This is a genomic window from Streptomyces nigrescens (genome assembly GCF_027626975.1).
Lineage (GTDB): Bacteria > Actinomycetota > Actinomycetes > Streptomycetales > Streptomycetaceae > Streptomyces > Streptomyces nigrescens.
In genome coordinates, this window is record NZ_CP114203.1 from 174,020 (window position 1) to 198,349 (window position 24,330).

At 67.0% G+C, this 24,330-nt stretch carries 22 protein-coding genes and 5 pseudogenes; 11 read left to right on the plus strand and 16 right to left on the minus strand.

Annotated features, from left to right (window positions below):
* Positions 1 to 126: 126 nt before the first annotated feature.
* The 5 genes from STRNI_RS00890 to STRNI_RS00910 form a co-directional block, all read right to left on the minus strand.
* Positions 127 to 1,527, minus strand: coding sequence for a PP2C family protein-serine/threonine phosphatase (locus STRNI_RS00890; RefSeq protein ID WP_266450512.1), 1,401 nt, complete (start codon positions 1,525 to 1,527; stop codon positions 127 to 129).
* Positions 1,528 to 2,103: 576 nt separating this feature from the next.
* On the minus strand, positions 2,104 to 2,694 hold the full coding sequence (locus STRNI_RS00895; RefSeq protein WP_277410291.1) for a DUF5994 family protein: 591 nt from the start codon (positions 2,692 to 2,694) through the stop codon (positions 2,104 to 2,106).
* Positions 2,695 to 2,982: 288 nt separating this feature from the next.
* Entirely contained in the window at positions 2,983 to 3,405 is a 423-nt protein-coding gene (locus STRNI_RS00900; protein ID WP_159492133.1) for a YjbQ family protein, read from the minus strand.
* A gap of 105 nt (positions 3,406 to 3,510) precedes the next feature.
* On the minus strand, positions 3,511 to 3,783 hold the full coding sequence (locus tag STRNI_RS00905; protein WP_159492131.1) for a hypothetical protein: 273 nt from the start codon (positions 3,781 to 3,783) through the stop codon (positions 3,511 to 3,513).
* Positions 3,784 to 3,892: 109 nt separating this feature from the next.
* The gene (locus tag STRNI_RS00910; RefSeq protein ID WP_176740954.1) at positions 3,893 to 4,165 is read right to left on the minus strand and encodes a hypothetical protein; all 273 of its coding nucleotides are present in this window, start codon (positions 4,163 to 4,165) and stop codon (positions 3,893 to 3,895) included.
* A 531-nt stretch (positions 4,166 to 4,696) separates the two neighbouring features.
* Here STRNI_RS00910 and STRNI_RS00915 point away from each other — a divergent pair.
* The gene (locus STRNI_RS00915; RefSeq protein ID WP_266449250.1) at positions 4,697 to 5,245 is read left to right on the plus strand and encodes a DUF5994 family protein; all 549 of its coding nucleotides are present in this window, start codon (positions 4,697 to 4,699) and stop codon (positions 5,243 to 5,245) included.
* A gap of 1,044 nt (positions 5,246 to 6,289) precedes the next feature.
* On the opposite strand, the pseudogene STRNI_RS00925 reads toward STRNI_RS00915, so the two are convergent.
* The 7 genes and pseudogenes from STRNI_RS00925 to STRNI_RS00955 all read right to left on the minus strand — a co-directional run.
* Positions 6,290 to 6,364, minus strand: a pseudogene (locus STRNI_RS00925) (adenylate kinase); the annotation flags it as partial.
* Positions 6,364 to 7,671: a preprotein translocase subunit SecY gene (secY, locus tag STRNI_RS00930; RefSeq protein ID WP_266449252.1), complete on the minus strand. Its 1,308-nt coding sequence runs from the start codon at positions 7,669 to 7,671 to the stop codon at positions 6,364 to 6,366. The gene secY and the pseudogene STRNI_RS00925, both read right to left, overlap by 1 nt.
* Before the next feature lie 729 nt (positions 7,672 to 8,400).
* Positions 8,401 to 8,904 (minus strand): SigE family RNA polymerase sigma factor, encoded by a 504-nt coding sequence (locus STRNI_RS00935; RefSeq protein ID WP_018093718.1) that lies wholly within the window; start codon positions 8,902 to 8,904, stop codon positions 8,401 to 8,403.
* Between the two features lie 309 nt (positions 8,905 to 9,213).
* The gene (locus STRNI_RS00940; protein ID WP_109886494.1) at positions 9,214 to 9,405 is read right to left on the minus strand and encodes a hypothetical protein; all 192 of its coding nucleotides are present in this window, start codon (positions 9,403 to 9,405) and stop codon (positions 9,214 to 9,216) included.
* Between the two features lie 454 nt (positions 9,406 to 9,859).
* Positions 9,860 to 10,204 carry a transposase gene (locus STRNI_RS00945; RefSeq protein WP_239471535.1) on the minus strand — a complete coding sequence of 115 codons (345 nt, stop codon included), beginning with the start codon at positions 10,202 to 10,204 and terminating at the stop codon, positions 9,860 to 9,862.
* Positions 10,205 to 10,414: 210 nt separating this feature from the next.
* Positions 10,415 to 11,497, minus strand: coding sequence for a DMT family transporter (locus STRNI_RS00950; RefSeq protein WP_277413177.1), 1,083 nt, complete (start codon positions 11,495 to 11,497; stop codon positions 10,415 to 10,417).
* Between the two features lie 966 nt (positions 11,498 to 12,463).
* The gene (locus STRNI_RS00955; protein ID WP_109886497.1) at positions 12,464 to 13,339 is read right to left on the minus strand and encodes a glycine-rich domain-containing protein; all 876 of its coding nucleotides are present in this window, start codon (positions 13,337 to 13,339) and stop codon (positions 12,464 to 12,466) included.
* Between the two features lie 653 nt (positions 13,340 to 13,992).
* Between STRNI_RS00955 and STRNI_RS00960 the strand changes: the two genes are divergently transcribed.
* Together STRNI_RS00960 and STRNI_RS00965 are read left to right on the plus strand one after the other, a co-directional pair.
* Entirely contained in the window at positions 13,993 to 14,619 is a 627-nt protein-coding gene (locus tag STRNI_RS00960; protein ID WP_109886498.1) for a PDZ domain-containing protein, read from the plus strand.
* A gap of 165 nt (positions 14,620 to 14,784) precedes the next feature.
* Complete coding sequence (locus tag STRNI_RS00965) at positions 14,785 to 15,156, plus strand: SRPBCC family protein (protein ID WP_266449256.1); 372 nt, start codon at positions 14,785 to 14,787, stop codon at positions 15,154 to 15,156.
* Between the two features lie 152 nt (positions 15,157 to 15,308).
* Here STRNI_RS00965 and STRNI_RS00970 read toward each other — a convergent pair.
* Positions 15,309 to 15,740, minus strand: a pseudogene (locus STRNI_RS00970) (hypothetical protein).
* Positions 15,741 to 15,916: 176 nt separating this feature from the next.
* On the opposite strand from STRNI_RS00970, the gene STRNI_RS00975 reads away from it, so the two are divergent.
* Together STRNI_RS00975 and STRNI_RS00980 are read left to right on the plus strand one after the other, a co-directional pair.
* Positions 15,917 to 16,336 carry a hypothetical protein gene (locus STRNI_RS00975; protein ID WP_266449258.1) on the plus strand — a complete coding sequence of 140 codons (420 nt, stop codon included), beginning with the start codon at positions 15,917 to 15,919 and terminating at the stop codon, positions 16,334 to 16,336.
* A 42-nt stretch (positions 16,337 to 16,378) separates the two neighbouring features.
* Positions 16,379 to 17,145: pseudogene (locus STRNI_RS00980) on the plus strand (transposase).
* Between the two features lie 453 nt (positions 17,146 to 17,598).
* Here STRNI_RS00980 and STRNI_RS00985 read toward each other — a convergent pair.
* Positions 17,599 to 18,288, minus strand: coding sequence for a TetR/AcrR family transcriptional regulator (locus STRNI_RS00985; RefSeq protein ID WP_109886501.1), 690 nt, complete (start codon positions 18,286 to 18,288; stop codon positions 17,599 to 17,601).
* A gap of 76 nt (positions 18,289 to 18,364) precedes the next feature.
* On the opposite strand from STRNI_RS00985, the gene STRNI_RS00990 reads away from it, so the two are divergent.
* From STRNI_RS00990 to STRNI_RS01005, 4 genes and pseudogenes are all read left to right on the plus strand, one after another.
* Positions 18,365 to 19,057 carry an NAD(P)-dependent oxidoreductase gene (locus tag STRNI_RS00990; RefSeq protein WP_266449260.1) on the plus strand — a complete coding sequence of 231 codons (693 nt, stop codon included), beginning with the start codon at positions 18,365 to 18,367 and terminating at the stop codon, positions 19,055 to 19,057.
* Positions 19,054 to 19,445 (plus strand): annotated as a pseudogene (locus tag STRNI_RS41480) (pyridoxamine 5'-phosphate oxidase family protein). The gene STRNI_RS00990 and the pseudogene STRNI_RS41480 overlap by 4 nt, the downstream one beginning before the upstream one ends.
* Positions 19,336 to 19,941 carry a hypothetical protein gene (locus tag STRNI_RS01000; protein ID WP_266449263.1) on the plus strand — a complete coding sequence of 202 codons (606 nt, stop codon included), beginning with the start codon at positions 19,336 to 19,338 and terminating at the stop codon, positions 19,939 to 19,941. Before STRNI_RS41480 ends, STRNI_RS01000 begins: the two are co-directional and overlap by 110 nt.
* A gap of 16 nt (positions 19,942 to 19,957) precedes the next feature.
* Entirely contained in the window at positions 19,958 to 20,464 is a 507-nt protein-coding gene (locus STRNI_RS01005; RefSeq protein ID WP_109886504.1) for a hypothetical protein, read from the plus strand.
* 213 nt (positions 20,465 to 20,677) lie between these two features.
* Here STRNI_RS01005 and STRNI_RS01010 read toward each other — a convergent pair.
* A pseudogene (locus tag STRNI_RS01010) lies at positions 20,678 to 21,204 on the minus strand (GNAT family N-acetyltransferase).
* Positions 21,205 to 21,456: 252 nt separating this feature from the next.
* On the opposite strand from STRNI_RS01010, the gene STRNI_RS01015 reads away from it, so the two are divergent.
* Positions 21,457 to 22,394 (plus strand): IS5 family transposase gene (locus STRNI_RS01015; protein ID WP_478504692.1). Its coding sequence is split into 2 segments (ribosomal slippage): positions 21,457 to 21,846 and positions 21,849 to 22,394, totalling 936 coding nucleotides; the frame shifts between segments, so codons are not numbered across the junction.
* Positions 22,395 to 22,415: 21 nt separating this feature from the next.
* Positions 22,416 to 23,255 (plus strand): SAM-dependent methyltransferase, encoded by an 840-nt coding sequence (locus STRNI_RS01020; RefSeq protein ID WP_266449266.1) that lies wholly within the window; start codon positions 22,416 to 22,418, stop codon positions 23,253 to 23,255.
* A gap of 57 nt (positions 23,256 to 23,312) precedes the next feature.
* Here the strand turns inward: STRNI_RS01020 and STRNI_RS01025 are convergent, their stop codons facing one another.
* Positions 23,313 to 24,113, minus strand: a complete 801-nt coding sequence (locus tag STRNI_RS01025) for an inositol monophosphatase family protein (RefSeq protein WP_266449269.1) — start codon at positions 24,111 to 24,113, stop codon at positions 23,313 to 23,315.
* Positions 24,114 to 24,330: the final 217 nt, after the last annotated feature.

Genomic DNA, 24,330 nt, shown 5'->3' on the forward strand with positions numbered 1-24,330 from the left:
CCTCGGCTTGAAGGGCTCGAACTGTCCGGTGCCGTAGTCCAGGACGTCGGCACGATCGCCGATCTGAGCGGCCTGCTCTCCCTCACACTGTCGTACGAGCAGTGGCAGCAGCTCGACAAGGTGCCGCTACTGGCCGCAGCGGGACTGGGCGGCGACACCACGCTGAGCCAGGTGAACGAGTGGGCAGCCCGTTTCGAAGCCGACGAACTGCTCGGCGGCTACGAGCATTTCGAGGGACAAGTCCATTCCGGCGACTGACGCCCCTGACATACACGGCGCCAGACGGAGGCAATGGCCTCCGCCGTGGACCACCCCGATGGTGGTGTCACCAGGCGTCCGCCGATCTGGGCGCCCAGGCCCTGATAGCCGGCATCGGCAAGGATCTCCACCGCGGGCCCATCGGCCAGGAGCTAGACCCGACCTAACTGGCGGGCGTGCGTGATGACCGCGCAGCTTCCAGGCTGGGTCGGACTGCAGAACAGCACGCGGCCTTCGGCGTCCGTGACCACCATGGTCTTGACACAGCACCCGGTCGCCGCGTTGGAGCATCTGCTCGCTGATCTGGGGCTCTTCACCACCGAAGCCGACCGGCAAGGTGGTCGGGCTCTCCAGTTGCCGGACAACCTGGCCGTTGCGGATCAGCAGCGGGGCGGGGTGGCCCGCGTTGACCCACTGCAGGTGGCCCGTTGTGATGTTGAGGCGCATCATCTGCGCGGTGACGAAGTGGTCGGGCCCGAATTGCTCGGCGATGGCCCGGTCCATGAACGCGTAGATCTCGGACAGGCCGATTTCGACGCGTCTGGCGTGCCGGTAGCCACCGATGGCGACGGTCGCCATGGTGGCGGCATCCAGGCCGTGGCCCATCGCATCGACCATGGCCACGTGCAGGATGTCCTCGTTGAGGGCGTAGGCGAAGCTGTCGCCGGCGACGCTGTAGGCGGGCTCCCGGATTCCCGCCACCGCGACCTGTGGGACGGACATCGCCAGCGGCGGTAGCAGGGACCACTGGATTTCCGCGGCCAAGCTCATCGGTTCGCGGCGCCGGGCGAGGAAGAACTGGTCGGTGTAGCTGTGCTTGGTGACCAGCATGTCGGCGACGAGGCCGGCGAGTCTGCGCAACAAGCGCCGGTCATCGTCATCGACGGTGTCCAGGGTGAGGGCCAGCACGCCCACCTGGTCGCTGCCGTCCAGCAACGGCAGATACATCCGAACGCCGTCGTCCTGCGGAACCTCGACAGGGGCCCCGTACAGGAAGGCCGTGCCCGCGTGCGAGTCACTGATCAGCTCGGGCCGGCCGACGGTCAGCCGCCTGCCTGGCAGCGGCACCAGCAGCAGCTGCGCATAGTCCTGGAGGAGGATCGAGACGTCACGGCCGCCGACCCTCGCCACCTCTTCCGCGATCAGCGGGGCGATCAACTGCGGCGGCATCTCGTGCGCCCGATCCAGCAGCACCCCCAGCAGTCGCTCGCCGAACCCTTCCGACCGGTCCACCGCGCCCGTGTCCGCCGGCCTCTCACCTGCCGCCATACCCATGCCCTTTCACCAAGCAGCCTCATTGCGCCTTCACCCGCCGGACCGGCTGTCTCCAACGCGTCAGTCACCGGGCGGCCTGGCGTTCGACTCCGGTGGCTTGGCGCCGGTAGCGCTGTGTGCGGGTCTGGATGAGGGTGAGGGGAAGGTGAGCCAGTCCGCGAATGACTGAGCGCAGGCGGAAAGCAACGAGGCCCTGCCACGCTCCACGGCCGGAGTGTTCGAGTCCGTTGCGGCCCTTCGGTCCCTCCCGCTCGGTGAGGATCCGGAGCACAAGTTCACGCCCTGCTCGGCGGCCACGGACCGCACAAGGACCCACTGGCAGACCCCTCATGCGACAGCGCACACGGGCTCCTGGAACCACCGTGATCAACTCGGACAGCGTGACCCAGCCAACCGGGCCAAATGGCTCATTGAGCCAGTGGCGGCGCGTCAGGTCCCCTTAGGGAACTCGACTGAACGACGGGCGGTGGAAAGGTCCGGATAAGAGATCAGCCCCAGGCTGTTGGCCTGGGGCTTCCTCCGGAGCGGGCTGCGGGATCCACGTCGCGCTCGCGATGACTGACACGACGCTCAGATACCTTTCGTCGTATCTGGTACCTGAGCAATGACTGCTCGGGCGGGGGAACGAGAGGTCGGCAGGCTTGCTCCATGGCCGCCTTCGGAGTCCCAGACCGAGACGAGGGACAGTTCCGTCTCCTCCGCGATCCGGCGTTGCTCCGCTTCGTTCATCAGGGCGCTCGCGGTGAGGGTGCCGAGCGGATCGGCGGCCTCTGTCATGAGCCGGGCGGCGGTGGCCGGGCCGGTCTCCGGGGGGATGACCAGCAGGTCCCAGCGGCCGACGCTGTAGGAGAGCAGCAGCAGCTTGTGGGGGTCTTGCTCGGCCGTGAACCAGCCGACACCCACCACATGCCCGTCGACGGGCACCTTCCGTGGGATGACCGGCCAGAAGGCGGGGTTCACCGTGACGCGGGTGATCCGCCCCCACAGCGGGTCGAGGACGGCCGTCAGCGCGGGAAGTTCCGCCGTGAGGTCACGGGAGCGGGGCCACCACGCACCGTCGAGCAGAGCTGGAGCGGTGCCGGCCGGTGCCAGCATGAGTCGCAGGGGCAGCGAAGAGGTCCGGTCTTCGACCGCCGGCGTATACGGAATGGTCGTGGTCATGACGCGGACCTTGCCCCGGGCCAACCACACCGGCCCGGTGTCGTGAATCGCCGAAAACGACACGAGCATGGAGGCTGGTGTACGAATTGCCCTCGGTGGTTCCAGCTTACTCCTGGTAAGGCTCGCCGAGCCGATCCGGAGCAACGGGGCGAACGGCACAGGAGACCTTGGAGCAGGCGGCCCAAGAATGGAGAAGAGGCAGCGCCTCCATGCGGGCAGCCGGACGCTCTCGTACGAGATCGGCTGCCGACGGGGGCTGTCAGCCGCAGGACCGTGTGGATCGTCCGGTCAGCCGAGGAAGGACAGCCGGACCTGGCGCTCGGGGCTGTCACGGTCGGTGTTCACCAGTACGAGGGACTGCGAGGTCCCCAGCTCCAGCTCGCCATCGACCACGGGCAACGTGGCGTGTGGTGGCACCAGAGCCGGGAGCACGTGGCCGCTGCCGCGGCCTGGACCACCGTGGCGGTCCCCCCAGCGGTCGTCCGCGGGAAGAATGCCGCGAAGCGCTGCCAGCAGATCATCGTCACTGCCCGCGCCGGTCTCGATGACGGCCAGGCCGGACGTCGCGTGGGGGGTGAAAACGTTCAGCAGTCCGTTTCGCCCATGAGCGGCCTCCCGGAGAAACGCGGAGCATGCGTTCGTCAGGTCGTGCATGGTCTCCGTGGCGCCGGTTGCAATGGTGAGCGTGCGGGTGGTGAAGGTGCCAGCCATGGTTCACCGGTACCCGCCGCGGAGGAGCGGCACTAACGGCCGGATGGGTTGTTCTCCGGGCCTCCGCTCGCAGCCGAGGGGGTCGGACGCCGCCTGAGCAAGGCGTCAACCGTGCTCTTCTTCCTCAGCCTCCATGCGCCGAATGCCCTGGTGCGTCAGCGTGACCATGGCCGGCGTATTGCCTGCGGCCCAGTCGACCGTGATCAGGTCCTCGCCCACCAGATACGTGCAGGCGGCAGCCAGATCCTCTGCCGGGATCGCGAGATCTTGCGCCAGCTTGGCCCCGGTGACACCCAGAAGGCGGTTGCCTTCAGTGGCCTCATACAGCGCCTGCATGATCTTCTCGCGGTACGCCTTCCGCTCGGTCAGTGATGCCATGACTGCTACCTCTGGGGACAACTGTGTCGCGCTCATCGCGGCGCAGAAGCGGCGGGTGCCCGGTCGAGGGGACGCCCCTGTCGCAGCCGCGCGTCTGAGGCCCGGTTCCTCAGACCTCGTCCGCATGTGACCGGTCACGCGCGGCTGACTCGCTGGTCACGAGCCGTGGCGCGGTCGCCGCGTTGGGCTCGGAGGTGTGCGTGGTGTCCACCGTGATGTGGAGCCGGGTCCCGCCGTCGTGGCCGGCGGGGTAGCTGCGCTGTTCGGCGGCGGGGAAGCAGTGCCGGAGTGCTTCTGCGACCCGGCGCGCGGCCTCGGGGGATGCGGCGACGATGCGGACCTCGGCCATCCCTGCCGAAGGCATCGGTTCTACAGGTCTCATGCTGGCCTCTCTGTCAGGCGTACGAGGTGCCTAACGGCCAACGCTCACACCTACCGCCGCCAGTCATGGAACGGTTGGCGTTCTGTCGCCCTTCTCGTACTGTCCGTCGCGAGTTGCCGACGGGCGAGGAGATGCGCTGGCCGGCCCCACCGTCGGCCCTTCGACTCCGGCAAGGGGGGAACGCTCGAAATGTCCCGACGTGTTCACCGTACTCCGGGCGGCGGTCCACCGACCCCATACGAGACCAGGCGTTCGTGGAGGCGGTCCGTGCGCCGCTTAGACACACCCCCACCGACGCCGAGAGCGCCCCTGGGCTCGGCGATGATCAGGGCCGCGGTGATGGCCGAGCATGCGTCTGACCAGGTATTTTCCCTGCTGTGAGCTCAGCGCGCACGCGTCGGCCCAGTGCATGGGCCCGTATGCCGGCCCGCGGAGTACGGTGAAACCACCGCAGCCACCGCACATCGGCAGCCACGCCGCATCGCCAAGGGCGATCAGCGGACGTACGCACCGCAGACGAGCGAGCACATCATGGCCGATTCCGAAACTCCGGACCTCTCCAAGCTTCTGCCGGAAGCGATCCATCAGTCGGTGAAACCCGGGACCGTACTGCTGAGGCTTGAGACGACCCGGTCCCGCGAGGGCATTCTCGACGGGGCGTGGTGGCCGCGTTCCCGCAACATCGGCGCCGAGCTGCCCAGTCTGATCAGCGCGTTGACCGAGCACCTCGGCCCCGTCCTGCGCGTGGGCCTGGATACGAACGCGTGGGAGGAACTGCCGACGCGGCTGATCATCGATGACCGGGTCGTGCACATCGACTCCTTCCCGGTGGGTGATGACACGGTGCTCATCACCCGCGGCGATCAGGACTACTTCTCCCTGTTGGTGGTCCCGCCGCAGGCGACGCCTGAAGCAGCAGCCGTCGCAATGGCCAGGGCGGTCCGAGCCGACAACGTCGCCCAGGCCGAACAGATCCTCGTCGACACAGGCACTGGCCCAGCGCGCACGAGCCCCGCGGACGACCACGAGGGCGGCCGGGGACGCAGCGATTCGACCCGGCAGGCCGGATCGGCGGAGTGACCGATGTGCGGACTCCGCATCTGCGGGCACGAGCGCATTTCGAAGCTGTTGTCGCCATCTCCGTGACGACCACGCGCTTCAGTCGCCATGCCGAGGACTTCGCCGTGAAGAACGACATGCTCGCGATCCGCCGCAAGCACCTCGGCTTCTCTGGAGCAACTGCGGAGTCCAGCATGCGGCGGAGGAAGGCAGCGAGGTCGCAAGGACGGAGGAGATGCCGGTGGTCCCGCAGGCTCCGTCGAGGGGACGCGCGGAGAAATCGTGGGCGGTGCGCTTGAGATGGAGGCCGACGGCCTCGTTCATCTCGCCGAATGACGTTTCGGTCATCCCGAAGCAGGTCCGGTCGCCGTGGGCGTGGAACAGGTGTCAGACGGCGGTGGCTTGGAGGAGGCGTTGACGGCGACGGCTCTGGTGGAACAACTCCCGAGTTCGCAGGTGCATCGTTGCCGTTCACACATCCATGGGGCGCACGCCACACAAGGTGCCTCCGCGATTCGACTTGACGGCCGATCGGGTAGCCCAGGAGGAGCTTGCGGACGCCAACTCGGTGGGCCAATCGGTCCCTTACGGCGCGCAAATGGCATGCGGCCCACATATGGGCTAGACAACAATGAAGGCCCAGGTCTCCGACCTGGGCCTTCATTATGGAGCGGGTGACGGGAATCGAACCCGCGCTCTGAGCTTGGGAATCAAGGGCACTCGTGACACCCATTGACGTGCTGACCTGCGTTGGAGCCAGATGAGGGGTCTGGGAGGGGATCAGCCGCGGAAACCCGCTCCAAGCGACGCACGGCAATGCGGCGCGTGTCGCGTGGGAACGATATGGTCACTGCCTCATGTAGGAGCCGCGACAGAGCATCGAAACTGGCAGCGGCGCCCGAGCAGCGCTGCGTTGATGCGGGCCGAGGTCGGTCTGCCTCCCGCGCACACCAGTGTCGGCTGGATGTGGATTGCTCCGGCCAGAGCAGCGGGCTGGGTGTGCGGACTGCCGACGGGCAGGCGGATGCGCACCTTCTTCAGGGCGGGGATGAACCTCTGGGATCGCGCGAGGTTCTTGGCGAGGTACGCGGCCCGGGTACCCTTGCCGGCCCCCGGGGGTCCGACGAGGACGATTCGCATCAGCGGAGGAACCCTTCGTAGTTGCGCTGCTGAAGCTGGCTCTCGATCTGCTTCACGGTCTCCAGGCCCACACTCACGATGATGAGGATGCTTGTCCCGCCGAAGGGGAAGTTCTGGTTCGCGTTGAAAAGCACCAACTCCATTGTTGGTACGAGCGCGATCAGCCCCAGGTACAGCGAGCCCGGCCACGTGATCCGGTTGAGCACGTAGCTGAGGTACTCGGCCGTCGGACGACCGGCCCGGATGCCCGGGACGAAGCCACCGTGCTTCTTCATGTTGTCGGCGACTTCTTCGGGGTTGAAGCTGATGGCCACGTAGAAGAAGGCGAAGAACACGATCAACAAGACGTACGCGGCGAGGTAAACGGGGTGGTCTCCCTTGGTGAAGGTGGTGGCGAGCCACGTCGCCCATGCCGCCTTCGACCCGCTGAACTGTGCGATGAGCGCCGGGATGGAGAGCAGCGAGGACGCGAAGATAACGGGAATCACCCCTGCCTGGTTCACCTTGAGCGGGATGTAAGTCGACGTACCGCCATAGGACCGGCGCCCGATCATGCGCTTCGCGTACTGCACCGGAATGCGCCGCTGGGCCTGCTCGACGAAGACCACCAGGGCGACCATCGCCAGGCCCACCAGGATCACGGCGAAGAACTCGATCCAGCCGCCGGCGAGCTCGCCCTCGAGCTTGACCTGCCACAGCGCGCCCGGGAAGCGGGCGGCGATCGAGATGAACATCAGGATCGACATGCCGTTGCCGATACCTCGGCCGGTGACCAGCTCACCGAGCCACATGGTCAGGCAGGTACCGGCGGTCATCGTGATCACCATCGTGATGGCGATGAAGACCGAGCCGCTGGGCACTATCTGGCGCGTGCAGCCCGGGAAGAGCGTACCGCCGCGGGCGGCGGCCACCAGACCGGTGCCCTCCAGGGCGGCGAGCGCCACGGTCAGATAGCGGGTGTACTGGGTGATCTTCGCCTGGCCGGTCTGGCCCTCCTTCTTGAGGGCCTCCAGCCGCGGGATCACCACGGTCAGCAGCTGGAGAATGATGCTCGCCGTGATGTACGGCATGATCCCCAGCGCGAAGATCGTGACCTGCAGCAGCGCACCACCGCTGAACATGTTCACCAGGCCGAACAACCCGCTGTCGGCGTGGGGCCGCTCCATGCAGAACTCGACGTTCGCGTACTTCACCCCTGGGACCGGGATGTGTACTCCGATCCGGTAGAGCACGATGATGCCCAATGTGAACAGCAGCTTCTTGCGCAGATCGGGCGTCTTGAACGCGCGGGCGAACGCGGTGAGCACGGTGCCTCCTGCGCCTCCCGCCACTTTTGAGGCCGGGAGGCGACGGTCTTGAGGATCGACGAATACATAGCGGATGTACGGCGCGGAGCTCGTCCGCTCGGCGGGAGCCGAGGCAGGACCCGTGGCCGACTTGGTTGCCCAGGGCGCGGTTCGCGCGCAAACGAAGTCGCCGTCTCCCTCTCACCGAGGTCTACGGAAACTGGGCTTCTGTACACACCCATCGGGACCGCTTGAACGCGGCCGGAACGCTACCTGGCGGTCGAGGTTTGTGTCGGCGTCGGAACCGACTCGGTAGTTGAGGTGCAGGTCGGCATCGGAACTGGCTTGAGGGGTGATGTACGGCTGGGCATCGAAGGCGCGGCGGTCGAGAGGTGATAGGGCATCGGCACCGGCCGGGCGGTTGACGTGCAGGTCGGCATCGGCGCCGTGGCAGTGGGCACGGGGCGGGGCCTCGACGGCGTCGGGCCCGACTCCGCAGGAGTGCCGCGGCGGTGCTGAGGGCCGGTGGGGCCGTCGTGAGCGAAGGAGCTCGGCAGGACCATCAGTCCGACTCCGAGTCCGGCAACGGTCAGCACGGAACCGGTGGCCGTCCAGGCCGCTCGAGCCCTCCGGCGTGCGCGAACGCCGGCGTGCAGTCGGTCTCGGTGCCGGTCCTCATAGAGCGTTTCCTCGTGGCTGTCGCGCATCATCCGCGCCAGCTCCTGTTCGAAGTGATCCATAGCTCCCTCTTCACTCCACCGGCTCTGCCTCAGCCAGAAGCTGACGCAGCCGTGCAACGCCGCGGGTCGTCAGTGAACGGGCGGTACCCACCGGACAGCCCAGCACCTCCGCGACATCCCGCTCGGGCAGGTCCTGGTAGTAGCGCAGCACCACCGCAGCCCGCTGCCGCGTCGGCAGCAACGCCAACACGGCCTCCAACCGGGTCTGCTCGTCCACGGCAGCGGTCTCATCTGCCACCTCGGGCGGGTCGGGCAGCTGGTCCACAGGGTGCTCGCCCCACCAGCGACGCCGTGCCGAGCGAGCCGCAGCACGGGCCAGAACCCTGCGGACATACGCCTCGGGCGCCTGATCGGCCACCTTCGGCCAGGCAAACCACAGTTTGACAAGCGCTTCCTGCAGCAGATCCTCGGCCCGGTGCCGGTCTCCGCCGGTGAACAGCCGCGCCAGGTGAAGCAACGCCGACCACCGAGCCGCCACGAACCGGTCGAACTCATCGGCCCGCAACTGCCCCATCAGCGTCACTCCCTCACCTCAACACGCCCCTACACCCTCAATAAAGACACTGGCCCCTGCCCCGCTATGCACCCCCGACAAGTGACATGGCTCACGCATGCCATCCCGGCCGTGCCCACGGCTCGACGTGTCCGGGGCGGCGGCAGCCGGTCGGACGGATGTTAGCGGGCGGTGGGGCGGCGGTCAGGGCCGCGTACGGGTTGCCGGGCGGCCCACGACCCAGCGTTTGTCGCGGAGTTGGGCGAGCAGTTGCGGGTGTCCGAGGCGGACCGGAGGTACTCGGCTACGGGCGTGGCCTCTGCTGACGCCTCATCGCGCCACCTTCCAGGTCACCTTGGCGTTCGGGCAGCTGGCGGCAACCTGCTTGAGCTTGGTCTTCTCGGCCCCGTCCGCGGTCAGGCTCCAGCGCAGTTTCGCGGCCACCCAATCCGTAACGTAGGTGCAGGCCGCAAATTCGGAGGGCGGCATCGACTCGGCCGGATCCTTGTAACACACCTTCACCAACCCTCATGCGATCCGCGAGGTCACCTCGAAGCAGCGACTGCTGCCGACGATTCCGAAGGGCCTGAAGGTGAACAAAACACCGGGAGCTGACATCTGACAGCTCGAAGGGGAAACCTGGGCAAGTCCCTCACCACGGCTTGCCCAGGCCGCCCGGCGCCCTTGCCACCCACATGGTCCTGCACGCCTCCGAGGCACGAGGTCGCCGAGCCCTCGCACTCGTCACCGAGTACACGCACCAGGCCACACGCGGAGGCTGGATGACCCGAAGAAACATGACCCGCGCTGGTCGGCGTTCGCGTGACTGTCCGGCTTCGACATACGCCATCCCGTCCGGTGGGAGGTCGAAGCCCTTCCCTCTGAGGAGCTTCACCGGCCGTCGGCTGGTCCGGCCGTCACTCCCGAGACCGGTCACCTCGCGCGATGGTGGTCGCGCCGGATCGGCGCGTACAGCTCAAGGTCCTGGTTCCTCTACTCTTCGGTCCGCCGCCTTGTCTGCCTGGTCCTCCTGCCGGCCGCGGCAGACGGCCGAGTCGACGCTCACGTGCCAGGCGATCAGACCCTGCCCGTCGGCTTGGACCTGCAGTTGTTCCAGAATCCGCTTCCAGGTGACGTCGCGCTGCCACCGGCGGAACAGGTCGTAGATCCGGTCCCACAGGCCATACCGCTCGGGGGCATCTCGCCACGGCGTGCCGGCCCGGGTCCGCCACCGTATGCCATTGATCAGCTGCCGACGCGTCCACGTCCGCGGCCCCCCTGCTTCTTCCCCACCGGAAGAAGCGGCTCCAGCCGAGCCCACTGCCGGTCCGTGAGATCCCCACGCGCCACGGCTTGATCATCTCAAGTCAAGATCCACTTTCGCAACAGACCCTAAGTCCAGAGGCCGGCCAGGTCCCAGCCACGGGTAACCCGCGGCTGCTTGTCGCCTCACGTTCCTAATTGCCGGAACCCTGGTGCACGACCGGCTACGAAGGCGTTGCCCGGAAGCGGCCGGATGCCTGAAGCGCCGTCAGCTCGATCTTGGGCATTCCGCAGGCTCAGACGGCCCGGGTGTGCGACTCATTCCAAGGATCAGGCCGCCGGCAACCATGAGGCAGCCGACGATTTGCGCGATGTTGAGATGTCCGGTGCCGGCCAGGGGTGCGGTTGCTGCGGCGGACAGGGGGATGAGGCCAAGGAAGAGTGCTGAACGCTCGGTACCGATCTGATCGATGCCGCGGCACCAGCACAGGAAGCCAATGGCAGTGGCGGCCACAGCCTGCCAGGCCAGTGCTGCCGCCTCGGGCGCCTGCGGGACCCGCAGCCACACGGTGCCTTCCACCACGAACGCGATGACACATGACAACATGCCGGCCACGGCCGACGCGCACGCAGAGGCCAGCAGAGGGCCTGTGAGCGTGAGAGTGGTGGCTGCAAGGAACGTGAACGCGACTTCGCAAGCCAGTGCGACGACGGACCAGCCCAGTCCGCTGCCGTCCGTGCGCCCGAAGCCTTGCACGGCATACGCTCCCAGGACCACAAGAGCCGCGGCGGCAAGACGCCGGGCAGCAGGGGAATGCGCTTGTAGGAGGGGCGACAGCAGAGCGACAGCCAACGGGGCACAGCCGACGATGGCGCCTGGTACTGCGGGCTCGGCGGTGCGTTCGGCGGTGATGATGGCGGCGTTGTACCCGACCATGCCGGTGATGGCCAGACCGACGATGCGAAGCCACACTCCCGCCGGCCATGCCTGCACCATCCGCCAGCGGCGTCCGCAGAAAGCGCCCAGCAACAGGGCGGCGGCGGTGAAGCGGAAGGCTTGGCCGCCCCATACCGGGAAACGGGTTAGCAGGCTGCTGGCTACGAACGACGCCCCAATGACCAGCGAGGCCAGGGTCATCAAGGCAATACCCCGGGCCTCGGAGCGCCGGCACTTTGGCGTGGTAGCAGCTGCATGGAACAAGGGGCGGTCCGCCGCCGGGATGTGGCGGCGGGCCGGGGCAGGCGTCACACGCCGCCTCCGATCGTCATTGAGCACGTAGGGCAGTTGGGAGAAGAGGTCGAGTTCTTCGCACCCGGTGATCGGACGCATGGTCAGGTCGTTCGTTTTCACGGTCAAGGCACGCTCCGGTGAAGGCGCCCGTCCGCTCCGGGGTCAGACGCGGTCCGCACCCCGGGAGGACACAAGCGCAGTGATCACGGGGATCATGGGCTTAACCCTCATCTCGCTGTCGTGGCCCCTCAACCCTCGTGGCGGGGTCCAGCGCAGCAACGTCTGTCCAACCGCTGCCCTCGTCCGCAAGCCCATTTCGATCAACCTGCTTCCGACAGTGCCGAACAGCGGGTCCCGGGCTGACAGCTGCAGGTTCCGATCACTGCGGTTCGTGATCCGGGAAGGCGGCTCACAGGACTTGTCCCGGTGGCGGTTTCACCGAGCCGGGTGATCTCTTCGCGCTAGCCGGCAAGCCCGTCCAGGGCCTGGGCGGCAGTCGAGAGCGGTGGTGTTCGATCAGGCAGCTCGTGGAGGCGCGCCGACGATGTTCGTGCCCCGGGCGTCATCCGGGGCTACGCAGGTTCACCCCTCGTCGGGCACCGCGGCGACGGTGCGACACCTGTTGCACTCGATAGGCTCTGCGGACCGGCGCTGAGCTGCGCACCTGCCTCGCGCCACATCCGCCACCCCAGAGAACCCGCTCTGCAAGACATGCCGTTCAAAGATCGACGCATCTCGGAAGATGGCCACACAAACCCCGTAGCAGCCGGTGACGCTGCTGTGGTCACCGGCCGGCGCCCGCCGTGCGAACAGGAGCAGGCGGTGGCCCGATCTGCTCTCCGGTCACCTTCACGTCGCCCCCGGTAGCGACCGGGACGTGGATCGGCTCGTCTGCAATGCCGTGCGCGATCTCGTGATCCACCGCGCATTCCCGCTCTGCGAGCCGCCGACGACCTCCGGCTGGCAGGCGCCTTCCGTGAAATGACCGGTGTGCACCTCGCGAACCGCCTGCCGACCGCGCAGTGTCTCCCGTCGCGACGGGAGACACTGACATCCTCGGTGTACGTCGCGGACTGGCGGGCGACGCTAGGGCACGGGCATGTACGTGATGGCGACGCAGCCGTCTCCGCCCTTGCCGCCCCACCCCGCGCTGGTCGCCCCCGGCGCGGCGCCCGTGCCGCCCCCTGCACCTCGGCCGACGGTCTGGAACGGGCAGCCGCGCGGGAGGGTGTCGGACCAGAAGTCCCCGGGCACTCCCCCGGAACCTCCGACACCGCCGTAGTTGAGTGAGCCGTCGTGGCCCTCTCCGCCGTTACTGCCCGCCCACGCACCGAGCGGTCGCAGCTCCTTCTTTTCGACGGCGCATTTCCACTTGCTACCGCCTGCGTTCCCGGCGCCTACCAGAAAGCCCCCACCGCTTCCCAGCACCGTCCGGTGGTCCAAGGCGTAGTCGCCGCCGATGCCGCCACTGACCACTACCCCAGTACTGAAGTTGATGGGGGAGTAATAGCCCTGCTGAGCCATCAGCCCAGTCCCCATGGAGCCGGGAGCGCCCGGTGTGGCACGCTCCCAGATCTGCTCCGGGCCGTATAGGAGATCGGGCTTGCCACCGGCCCCGCCTTTCCCGACCACCACGTTGAACATCTGACCAGGGCTGACGGGAAGCTGGCAGCGGACCCTGGCTCCGCCACCACCGCCGCTCCCACCTCGTGCGCCCACCTCGTCCGAGGCACGGCCGCCTCCGCCTCCGCCGCCTCCTGCACCGATGGCCTCCACGGTCAGCTGGTCTACGCCGGCCGGTACGGCGAATTCGGTGAGACCCGGCTTGCCGAACGTCTCCACGACCGGTGCAGGTGCGGACGGTTGCGCCTGGGCGGACGCCGGCACGGAAGCCAGGCCACCGGCGGCGACGACGAGAGCGACTGCGACGGCTGAACGCCGCCTCCCCTTGGAAAAAGTCATGCTCAGAGAGCTATCAGTCACTTTCCGTCGCCGGAACCGCCGTCCCCCCAAACCCCCTGGACGAATGAAACGACGTTCAGCCGCGCCTGTGCGGGCTCGCATGCGACCGCACAGCTACGTGGCCACCACTACAGTCACCGCCGACCTGCTGGTGTAACTGCGTGTTTCTAATTCGTGGTGTGTCGGGCGGCGTTGCCGCCCCCACGGTCGGCCTCTTCGCGGGCGAGTGTCTGCCAGTGGACTGACGGGCGTCGTGCAGCCACGAGAAGGGCCGTTCGAATTCCTGGAGCGGCGATTTTGGGCCGAAGTCACGGGATCTTGCAGAAACGTACTGAGGCCCTCTCTCCTGGCCAGGCAGGCCAGTTCAGCTGCCACGGTGAAGTCGTCGGCGGCGGCCGAAAGCCGCTGCAGGTCTCAAGGTGCTCTTCTGGGTGCCCTTGCAGGCGGGGATGGGCATGCTGGACCCTGGGCCTGTTAAGGGCAAGCCTGATTGCAAAGAGCTGCGGGACTTGATTCCTCTTTCTCCTGCTAAGTGAAAACCTCATCGGTTGAAAAGCTGACTGGCCCCAGATCAACGGCAGAGCCGGACCGCCTCATCACATTTTGCTGAACCATTGCCCGTAGTGCTCAGGCCAACGAAAAGGGCATTCCTCATGGCTCACCCTCCACAGCAGAACGTCCCCGACCTGGACGCGCCCGGCCCGGCCCATACCGTCGTCTACCCCGGGGACAACAAAACCCGGAACTACCCGATCATCGTCCAAATCCAGGCCCCGCAATACACGCACATCACCGACATCCCCATCGACTGCTCCGGTGCCAATTGCTCGATCTCGATCGCCGCCGACGGCAAGTCCGCGACCGTCACGATCACCGCCAACACACCGATGACCTCCAGTCGCCCCTTCAACGTCTCCGTCGCAGCAGACGCCAACGCACCTCTCGCCGGCGGCCAGTACAGCGGCTCCTTCACCTACGACTCCGACACCACGCCCCTGACGGTGAACATCACCCCTGGCGCCCCCGGCAACCTCCAGATCGCCACGAGCAACGCCCCCAGCAACGGCGGCGTCAGGATCCAGTCCGTCCCGCCCACCTCCAGCGGCGCTAGCGCCGGCCTCCAACCCAATGACGTCATCACCGCCATCGACGGCCTGCCCACCCCGAACATCGGCACCTACTACCAGGTCATGAACAACTACCGCGTCGGTGCCACCGTCCCCTTCACCGTCCAACGCGGCGGCCAGACCATCACCGTCCAGGTCACCCTCGAGCCCTGACACACCTCCCACCCACCTGAGACGTGCACGACGGGGTTCGATCAGGTCCTTCCAGTAGGCGGGCGCGCGGGTCGGACCACCGGTGCAAGGGGGACACGTAGATGGGGGCTGGCCGGAGTACGTCGGAACCGTGCCGTTGACGCAACGGCCCGCAGGCCAGACGTTGTGACGCTGTATCGGGAAGTAAACCGCTCGCGGGTCGTGATGCAGATGGGCCAGCGGAAGATCGAGTGCACCGAGACCATCACACGCCGGGAACCGGCAGACCTGCGCGAGATCCCGAAAACGAGCGTCGTTCACTTCGACCGCGAGATCGTCGGCGAGGGCATGTGGAGCGCCGTGCGCGACCGGCTGACCGAAGCCAGCCCGGAAACGACGCTCTGGGAGAGCGAGAACGAATACCGGTTCAGCGGATTTCTGATGAAGCTGGTGGGACTTCTGATGCCCAGCGCCTTCCGCAAGCAATCGCAACAGCACATGCTGGACTTCAAGGCGTTCGACGAGCAGGGAAAGGACGTCCGCGAGGCGACGGACTGATCTGCCGTAACTGGTCAGGCGTCTGACGGCGTGGCGTGTTGATCTTGCCTTCGTTCGGGCTGTGGCCACCCGCTACGAAAAGCTCGCGGTCCACTTTGAGGCCACTGTCCTCGTAGCGGCCATCAACGAGTGGCTGTGATCAGCACGCAACTCTAGAGCTCGAAGTCCTGGGCCAGTTCCTCCCAGTGAATGCTGCGAAGCGCGAAATCAGCGTCCTCGCCTGACGGGACAACCGGGACGGGCTGGAACCAGGCCACGGTGAGCACGGAATGGTGCAGCACGGGGTCGAGCTCGGGAGCGACAGCTGTCGAGTGGAAGACGCCGATGCAAGCCACGGAAGGCAGCACTTCAACAGGGCCGAAGGGGCCGGCCGTCTTGTCTGGGTGCTCACGGAAGGGCGGAACGAGGTGGACCGGCGCGAAGGAAAACTCGCGTTCGGCCTACCGCTGGAGGCCATTGGCCTTCATATCGTTGATGGACTTGCACGGGTAGCCCTCCAGAATCCCTCCATAGGTCGAAGACATCCGCAGCTCGGTGAGCTCAATCGAACGACCAGACGAGAGGACTATGTGGCTCAGCGACATACCGACACCCTATGCGCATGATCCACTTCTGATACACGACCTAGCAGATACCCGAGCTCAGCTACTAAGGACTGTCCCGTAAGTGATCTTCGAACCGGTGGGATCAGAGCCTCAGGACGCGGGTGGCCAAGCCTGATCTGATGGCAGGATGATCGACCCGACGATCCTGAGGGGCCATGTCCGTGCATACGCCTGCCGACTACCTCGAACTGGCGCGTGCCGAGAACGACAGCGCCGTTCTGCATCGACTCGCGCGTTGTCCGTACCCCTTCGTCTGGCAGGCGCTGGCCGCCAATCCCTCCACGGCGCCTGGCACTCTGCTGGAGCTGAGCACGGCCCAAGACAGCACCTGGAACGACAACAGGCTTCTTTGCCTGCTGGCGGAGCATCCGAGTGCGGACCACACGGTGCTGCGAGCCGTCCGTGACGCCGTGGCGGCAAAGCTTGCCGAGGGCGAACGCCCCTACGCTGCGGTGCTCGCGCTGGCGGGACAGACGGAACTTGCGGCGGCAGAAGTGCGACCGCTCGGGGCGCTTCGTGGAGCTTCTGCTCGGCTGCGCAGCCATCTTGATCGGCGCCTTGGGCTCCGTAGTTGACCCGCGCACGCCGCAGTCAGGTCACGATGGAACGATCTTGATGTGACTGCAGTGATCACGGCGTCGGAGCCGTCCTGGATAGGCCCCTTCACCGGGCTGAGCCCGCGCTGCTTCGGCAAGTTGGTGACCGCCGTGCGGCGCAAGATGGCTGCAAAGTGAAGCGTGGGCGACCCTGGGGGCTCCCGCTCGAGGACCGCACTCTGCTGATCGCGGCCTACTGGCGGACAAATTTGACTATGCGCCGGATTGCTCCACTGTTCGGCATCTCGAAATCCGCTGCGGACCGGATCATCGACCATCTCGGACCGCTGCTTGCCATGCAGCCGCGTGAGCGGTTCCGCAAGGGCACTGTGCTGATCGTGAACGGCACCCTGGTGCCCACTCGCGACCACACGGTGGCCGAGCAGTCCAAGAACTATCGCTACTCCACAGCCCATCAGGTGGTCACCGACGCTGACAGTCACCTGGTCGTCGTGGTCGGCCGGCCCTTGCCGGGCAATCGGCACGACTCCCGTGGCTGGGAGGAGTCCGGAGCCAAGGCCACCGTCGGCAACACCATGACCATCGCCGACGGCGGCTACCAAGGCACCGGACTGGTCATTCCACACCGTCGACGCAAGGGCGAAGAACTCCCGGCCTGGAAAGAGGAACACAACCGGTCGCACAAGCAGTTCAGGGCCCGCGTCGAGCACGCCCTCGCCCGCATGAAGGGCTGGAAGATCCTGCGTGACTGTCGCCTCAAGGGCGACGGCGTCCATCACGCCATGCTTGGCATCGCCCGCCTGCACAACCTGGCCCTCGTCGGATAGGCGAACGGAAGGCACCACAGCAGACCTTGCCTCTCCCGGCTCCGAGATCGTTACGGGACGAGCCTTAACCGACGATTCATAGGTGTGCGCTCGTGAAACACGCCGAAGGTCGCCGGTCACGCTGCGGGTTTCATGGGCCCGGCCCGGCCCGAGCTGGATAGGGCCGTCAAGCTCGCCGGCGAACTGCGCGCCTGCAGTGTGCTCGTCGCCCTCGTCGTCCACGAGCACAAACGGCCTCGTCCGGTCCCTGTTGGGCGGCTGACCGCAGGACCGCCGCAGCGTGAGGGGCAGGTACGCGGCTGGAGCTTGATCAGATGCACCGGCTCGCCGTCGAGCAGCAGCTCGTCGACTAGGGCGTCGGTGATCTCACTGCCCTGCGCACAGCCCACGACTACCGACACGCTCCGCACACCATCAGGCGAACGGCCCGACATCACCAATCAAGGCCAGTAGCTACAGGGGTTGTCGAGCCGGAGGCATTGAGGGGGCAAGGCCGGACGGTGCCTCCACCGGAGTCCGTGAGCCACGACGGCTTGCTCTGGTGGTTGCCACGGTGCGCCGCCTCGGAGCTAGTGCCGCGCGCAGCGCCGGTGTGAGCACGCGGCGGGTCTCGGACGGGGTGAGGGCGGCGGGGGTGGGGAGGGGGTTGAGGTAGCGGGTGTAGATGAGGCCGCCGAGGATCGTCACCACAGCCGTGGCGCGGGCGGTCGCGTCCCGGCCGCCGAGAAATTCAACAAGCCGGGTCAGCAGCTCGCGTTCCAAGTATTCGCGGATCACCTCGGCGGCCTCCTCGCCGCGGGCGGTCAGCTGTCGGAAGTCCGCGTCCTCCCACAGGTCCGTCACCGCGTCGATCAGGCGGTCGGGGAGGGTGGCCGGGTCTCCGCTCAGGACGGCGTCCACCGTCAGCGCATTGGCGCACTGGACCTGCATCACGTCCGCGAACAGACCCTTCTTCGAGCCGAAGTGGTACGCGATCAGCGCCGGGTCGACCCCCGCGGCCCCGGCCACCGCACGCAGGGTGGTGCGCCGGTAGCCGTGCTCCAGGAACAGCGCACGGGCCGCGGAGACGATCGACTCGCGGGTCGGTGGGTTGCCGCGGGGACGGCCTCTGGGCCGGATGGGTGCGGGGGCAGCGTTATTCATCAGTGATGAGACTGCGTTTCGTGATCGGCACAGTCAAGGGCATTCCGGGAACCACACGAAGGGATGCCCCGACACCATGCGTATCGCCATCTTCGGCCCCAACGGACCGACCGGCCGCCGGCTCACCGACCAGGCCCTCGCAGCCGGCCACGAGGTCGTCGCCGTGACCCGCCGCTCCGGCTCCATCCCCGCACGGCCCGGCCTGACCGTCGCCGTCGCCGACGCCACCGCCCCGGCGGCCGTCGACGCCGCGATCGACGGCACCGACGCCGTCCTGTCCGCGCTGGGCGCCCGCTTCAGCAAGCAGACCATCACCACCTACTCGGCGAGCGCCACGGCGATCACCGGGGCCATGGCCCGCCACGGCATCAAGCGACTGCTCGCCGTCAGCTCCAGCATCGCTGACCCGAACTGGCGCCCCACCGGCGCCCACTTCTTCAATCATGTACTCGACCCGCTGGTGAACCGACGCCTCGGCCGTACCCTCCACGAGGACATGCGCCGCATGGAGGAAGTGATCCGTCAGACAGACCTCGACTGGACCCTCGTCCGGCCCTCGGCCCTCTTCGAGCACCCCGTCGTCACGGCCTACCACACCGCCGAGAACAGCGCCGACGGCGTCTTCACCGCCCGTGCCGACCTCGCCGCCGGCATGCTGCACGAGATGGAGGAGCGGCGATATGTCCGTACGGCCATGGGCATCATCACCACGGCCGTGCAGCCGAACATCGCCAAGCTGATCTGGAACGAGGGCGTGAAGAAGAAGTGAGCCGGGCGCGCGCCGAACCCACGGCCGACGCACGGGCATTCCCCCGCCCCCACACAGCCACACTCACCACCCTCCGCCCCGACGGCACCCCGCACGTCACCCCCGTCCGCTTCAGCTTCGACCCGGCCTCGGGCCTGGCCCGGGTGACACCCGGGCCCGGGCCGCGCTCTGCCAGGCGGACGGCATCCGCTGGATCACCCTCAAGGGGCAGGCCGTGGTCAGCGCCGCCCCCGCATGCCGAGGACGACCGCACGGTCGCGCGGTTCGTCGGCCGCCCGGTGGCGCTCATCCGGGCCGGTCTGGGCTTCGACCTCAAAGGGCCACCGCTCACCGACAGCAGTTGGGAACACGTCCTGTTCCCGCCCGAGGAGGACTACCCCACCTATGACTGGCCGATCCGCCTCGGCGACGCGGACCGCCTCCCGGACGGTCTGATCGGGTACTACGCAACGGCAGGGGAGCCGGGTGACGAGATCAGCTATGACCGTCTGCACGCGGTCGACCCGCTCGACGACAGCGGCTACACCATCCCGATCGGGAAGGACGAAGGACTGGCCATGCCCGCCAGGACCACCTGCCAAGAGCCGCTGACCCACCACCTCCTCCTGCTCGCCGACCCGCACGTCCCCGTGCACGCCACGACGGGGATCCTGACGATCGCCTCCCTCGCCCTGCCGGCCGACCTGATTCACCAGTCCCTGCTCCGGATCCGGGCGTCGTTCCGGCTGAACCCGCTGCTGGCACCGGTACGACAGGCGGCAGCCCAGGAGGAGGACGAACCGATCCCGCCCGGCCTCGTCATGCCGCAGCCCGCCTCCTGGCACGGGACGTGGACATGGGCCGAGCCGTTCCGCCCCGGCAGCGAAGATGACGTCCCGGAGTAAAGGAGACACCAGTGCCATGCCCCAACTCATCCGATCCGCTTCCTCATTGCTCGAGTACGCCATCGAGACCTATCCGCCGCAGCTCAACGCCAGCACACCGAGCGACCCCGTCACCGCGACGCTGATGGTCACAGTCCGCCGCAAGGCACCGTCGAGGAACGTACGATGCGACAAGCTCTCGCTCGGGCTCCGTACCGGGGAGGGAGGTCCGGCATGGACCAACAACCGGTCGGTGATGACGGGCGGAGTCGAAGGCGGCGATGAGCCGGGGCAGGGCGACGGCTGGGACTGGAGCCCCCGCGACGACGGCGAATGGCGTGTCTTCCATTTCGAGCCCACCACGACCGCCGAGTTCGACGGCTGGCAGCTCACCGTCAAGGTCTTCGAGATCCAGATCAACAACGCACCGGGCTGGGCCGACCTCGAGATCGTCGAAAAGACCTCCACCAGCGGCAGCACCACGGAGAAGACCACCAGCCACCGGGTCCAGAAAGCCCCGAAGGAGTTCGTCTTCCACAGCTGAACAAGGTCAACCTGTGCTTCACCCCGACCTATGCTTCCTGGGCCAGAAGGGCATCCGCTGGGGCTGCAGGCCTCTCCAAGTCACAGCCTGACTCAGCCCGGCGAAGCCCACGTGGTGACGGCACTAGGGCCTGTCTCTCCGATCACCCTGGTTGTCTCGTGGCTCCGCCACCACGATGGGGCCCTGGAGGCATCGCCTCCAGGGCCCCGGGGATCATCGCCGTGAGCGGTCCGGATTCGTGATCCTGAACCGAGCCATGTTCTCCGCGTTGTCTTCGGTGGCCCACCGACGGAAGCCGGCCTTCTCCAGCACACGGACTGAGGACGGGTTGGACAGCTCCACATCAGCGGACACGGTGTGGACCTCAGGTGCGGTGAGGGCGAACTCTGCCAGGGCTTGGGTGGCCTCGGGGGCATAACCCCAGCCTCGGCGGGAGGCCACGATGCCGTATCCGATTTTTCCAGGACGCCCTTGCTGGGCGGCCAGAACAGGCCGATCGAGCCCACCACCAAGCTGCTCTCGCGCTCGATGATCAGGCGGTGGCCGTATGCGTCGAGCCAGGCGGGGTGCTGGTCGAAGAGGCCCGCGACCACGCGGTCGCCTTCAGCAGGAAAGTCGCCCGCCCAGTGAGTGGACCTGGTGTCGGCGAGGACCGCAGCGGCCTCGCTTGTGGTCCAGGGCCGCAGGATCAGGCGCTTGGTGATCACGTCGGTGCGGCCGGGTGAAGAAGAGGAAGACACGTGTCTCTCCTGGTCGTTAGAACGACCCGGGCCGCGCTCTGCTATCGCGCGGGCCGGATGAGGGCATGCTGAAGACGGCCGACGGCAGCCATATTCATCAACCTCCCTGTCCCGCTGATCACGCGTCTCTCGCGCTGGCGTGACGGTAACAACCGCTCCTCAGCCTGAACAACTCATTTCCGGGCCGCTGACCGGGGACTTTCACTTACTGAAGGACGTATCTCTTCGATCGGGCAGCTCGTTGTTCTGGTCATGCTCAGCAGGGGGAATCTCACGGATGGCGAGTGGGCGGTGCTGGAGCCACTGCTGCCCATGACCAACAGCCGGTGCGGCCGGTGGCGGGACCACCGCCAAGTGATCAACGGAATCATCCACCGGCTCAGTACCGGCTGTCAGTGGCGCAAGCTGCCCGAACGCTTCGGCCCTTGGCAGACGATTCACAAACGCCACATGCTGTGGTCGGCGGACGGCACCGGGGAGAGGCTGCTCCAGCACGTCCAGGCCGTCGCCGATGCCGAGGGCGGCATCGACTGGCACATCAACATTGACTCAACCTCGATCCGTGCTCACCAGCACGCCGCCGGGGCCCCGAAGGACCCTCCGCCAGCACCGCCCCGTGCCTCAAAAGGGGTCACACAAAGATCAGTTCACGTGCGCGTGCACGTGCGCTCATGCCCATTCCTGGCGGAGGCGGTGCGGCGGGCGAAGCCCTTGGCCGCTCCCGCGGCGGGCTGACCTGCAAGATTCACCTGAGCGCGGACGGCAAGTGCCGCCCGCTCTCCCTGGTCGTCACGCCTGGTCAGCGGGCGGACTGCACCCAGTTTGAGACGGTCATGGACAAGATCCGCGTCCCCCGGCTTGGCATGGGTAGGCCGAGGCGGCGGCCGGACAGCGTCGGCGCCGACAAGGCATACAGCAACCGTGTGATTCGCTCCTACCTACGACGACGAGGCATCCGACACGTCATCCCGGAGAAGAGCGACATCAAGTCAGCCCGCCTGCGAAGGGGTTCACGCGGCGGCCGTCCTGCCCACTTCGACAAGATCCGGTACAAAGCCAGGAACACCGTCGAGCGGGCGATCAACAAGATCAAGCAGTTCCGAGCCGTCGCTACCCGTTACGACAAGCGCGGATACGTCTTCCTCGGCACCGTTACCGCCGCCGCACTCCTGATCTGGCTCCGCTCGTGACCGGAGAGACAGAACCGACTGTTGCCGCACCTGCACATGAGCGGAGAGGTGAAATCGGGTTGTGCCTGGGGCGGTGATCGGCTTGGGTTCGTGCTCGTGACTGCCTTGAATGATCTCGTACGTCCGGACCGCTATCCGCGCTCCTCCCGCTATGACCCCAGCTGGGTGCTCAATCTCGACATGGGGCCGAACCCGTTGTGGCTGCTGGAGGACCTCGCCCGGGACCTTGATCTGCGCCCGGGGATGCGGATTCTCGACCTCGGCTCCGGCAAGGGCGCCACGTCGGTGTTCCTTGCCCGCGAGTACGGTGCCCGGGTCGTCGCGGCCGACTTGTGGATCGCTCCCGAGGACGCAGCAGCCGTCTTCGCCGACGCAGGTGTCGGTGATCAGGTGGAGGCCGTGCGAGCCGAGGCGCACGCCTTGCCTTTCGAAGAGGAGAGCTTCGACGCCATCGTGAGCGTCGACGCCTTCGAGTACTTCGGTACGGCGGACAACTACCTGCCCTACCTGGTCCGTTTTCTCCGCCCTGGCGGACAACTGGCCATGGCGACCCCCGCGATGACACGGGAAGCCCGTGAGCTCGGGGCCATTCCGCCCCACATCAAAGACGTGGTGGGCTGGGAAGCGATGGCCTGGCACACGGCGGAGTGGTGGCGCTTCCAGTGGGCGATCACTGAACTGGTGGAGGTCACGTCCGCGCGTCTACAGCAAGACGCCTGGCAGGATTGGCTGCTGTGGGTCCAGGCATGCGCCGAGCATCAGCCGGACGGCCAGAGCGCCAACCAGCCGGTCATCGACATGCTCACCACAGACGGCGGAGAATTTCTCTCCTTCGCTCTGGTAACCGCACGCAAGAACTAAGCAGACTTCACTTCGTCGATAGTTCCGTCTCTCCGTTCGTGATCGGAGAGACAGAACCTAGTTTCGGCTGTGCATCATCGACATCAGCAGCCCGTGGGTTTCGTCGTCGGCGGCGACCACAAGCCCGCAACCTGCCGCACCAATCGGGGCACCGTCGATCCCGGTGACAACGCAGCCAGCTGCCTGGCACAAAGCAATGCCGGCCGCGAAATGCACACTCCTGGAGAAGTCGCCGCCATCGGTGACATACGCGGCGCGCTTGCCGGCAGCAACCCAGGCCAGCGCCAGCGTCGTGGATACGACGCGCGGCCGGAAACGTTCGACGAACTCAGGGTGGGCCAGCAGATCCACGGCTCGGAATCCGGCTGCGCTCGGGAACGGCGGATCCAGGTTGACGTCCACCAACCGGGTAGCGGGTGTGGGCGCCAGTAGTGCGTCGTCGGCACCGTCATGACGCACCCAGGCGCTCTCCCCGTCGGTGAAGAAAACCTCGCCGCTGAACGGGTCGGCCACGGCCGCCGCCCCATCGCGCAGCGCCACGTTCACGGCTACCAGCATGTTGCCGACGGCGTAGTTCAGCGTGCCGCACAGGGGATCCACCAACCACTGGCGCACAGCGTCGGCGGCGCCCTGCTGCCCGCCTTCCTCGCCGAGTACCGCGTCATCGGGCCGTGCGGCACGGATGACGCCGAGGATCGCCTTCTCGGCTTCCACATCGGCGGCGGTGGCAAAGTCCCCGGCACCCTTGTCGATGCGGTTGAGCCGCTGGCCGTACATGTTGCGGACCACATCCGCGCCAGCCCGCGCCCCGGCTATCGCGACTGCAGCATCGTCGGAGCTCGCGTATGAGTTGATCACACCGTGCAGACTATCGAGGCGAAGCTACCGCCCCGGCGAACCGGTCAGAGCACTAGCGCAGGTGGCGTCCTTGGCGTGCGGCATCCATTCGACGGCGTCCTAGTCACCCTTGCTCGAGCAGTGAATCCCCAGTTGGCGAAACCGGGGACCCTGCGCACCATTGGTAATCCACCGCCACTCCCTGACCGCCACGCCGAAAGGCAGCACCACAACCGAC

Coding starts and splice junctions, on each gene's coding strand:
- STRNI_RS00890 (WP_266450512.1), bottom strand. CDS start 1,527: ATGGCGGCAGGTGAGAGGCCGGCGGACACGGGCGCGGTGGACCGGTCG.
- STRNI_RS00895 (WP_277410291.1), bottom strand. CDS start 2,694: ATGACCACGACCATTCCGTATACGCCGGCGGTCGAAGACCGGACCTCT.
- STRNI_RS00900 (WP_159492133.1), bottom strand. CDS start 3,405: ATGGCTGGCACCTTCACCACCCGCACGCTCACCATTGCAACCGGCGCC.
- STRNI_RS00905 (WP_159492131.1), bottom strand. CDS start 3,783: ATGGCATCACTGACCGAGCGGAAGGCGTACCGCGAGAAGATCATGCAG.
- STRNI_RS00910 (WP_176740954.1), bottom strand. CDS start 4,165: ATGAGACCTGTAGAACCGATGCCTTCGGCAGGGATGGCCGAGGTCCGC.
- STRNI_RS00915 (WP_266449250.1), top strand. CDS start 4,697: ATGGCCGATTCCGAAACTCCGGACCTCTCCAAGCTTCTGCCGGAAGCG.
- STRNI_RS00935 (WP_018093718.1), bottom strand. CDS start 8,904: ATGGGGCAGTTGCGGGCCGATGAGTTCGACCGGTTCGTGGCGGCTCGG.
- STRNI_RS00955 (WP_109886497.1), bottom strand. CDS start 13,339: ATGACTTTTTCCAAGGGGAGGCGGCGTTCAGCCGTCGCAGTCGCTCTC.
- STRNI_RS00960 (WP_109886498.1), top strand. CDS start 13,993: ATGGCTCACCCTCCACAGCAGAACGTCCCCGACCTGGACGCGCCCGGC.
- STRNI_RS00975 (WP_266449258.1), top strand. CDS start 15,917: ATGTCCGTGCATACGCCTGCCGACTACCTCGAACTGGCGCGTGCCGAG.
- STRNI_RS00985 (WP_109886501.1), bottom strand. CDS start 18,288: ATGAATAACGCTGCCCCCGCACCCATCCGGCCCAGAGGCCGTCCCCGC.
- STRNI_RS00990 (WP_266449260.1), top strand. CDS start 18,365: ATGCGTATCGCCATCTTCGGCCCCAACGGACCGACCGGCCGCCGGCTC.
- STRNI_RS01005 (WP_109886504.1), top strand. CDS start 19,958: ATGCCCCAACTCATCCGATCCGCTTCCTCATTGCTCGAGTACGCCATC.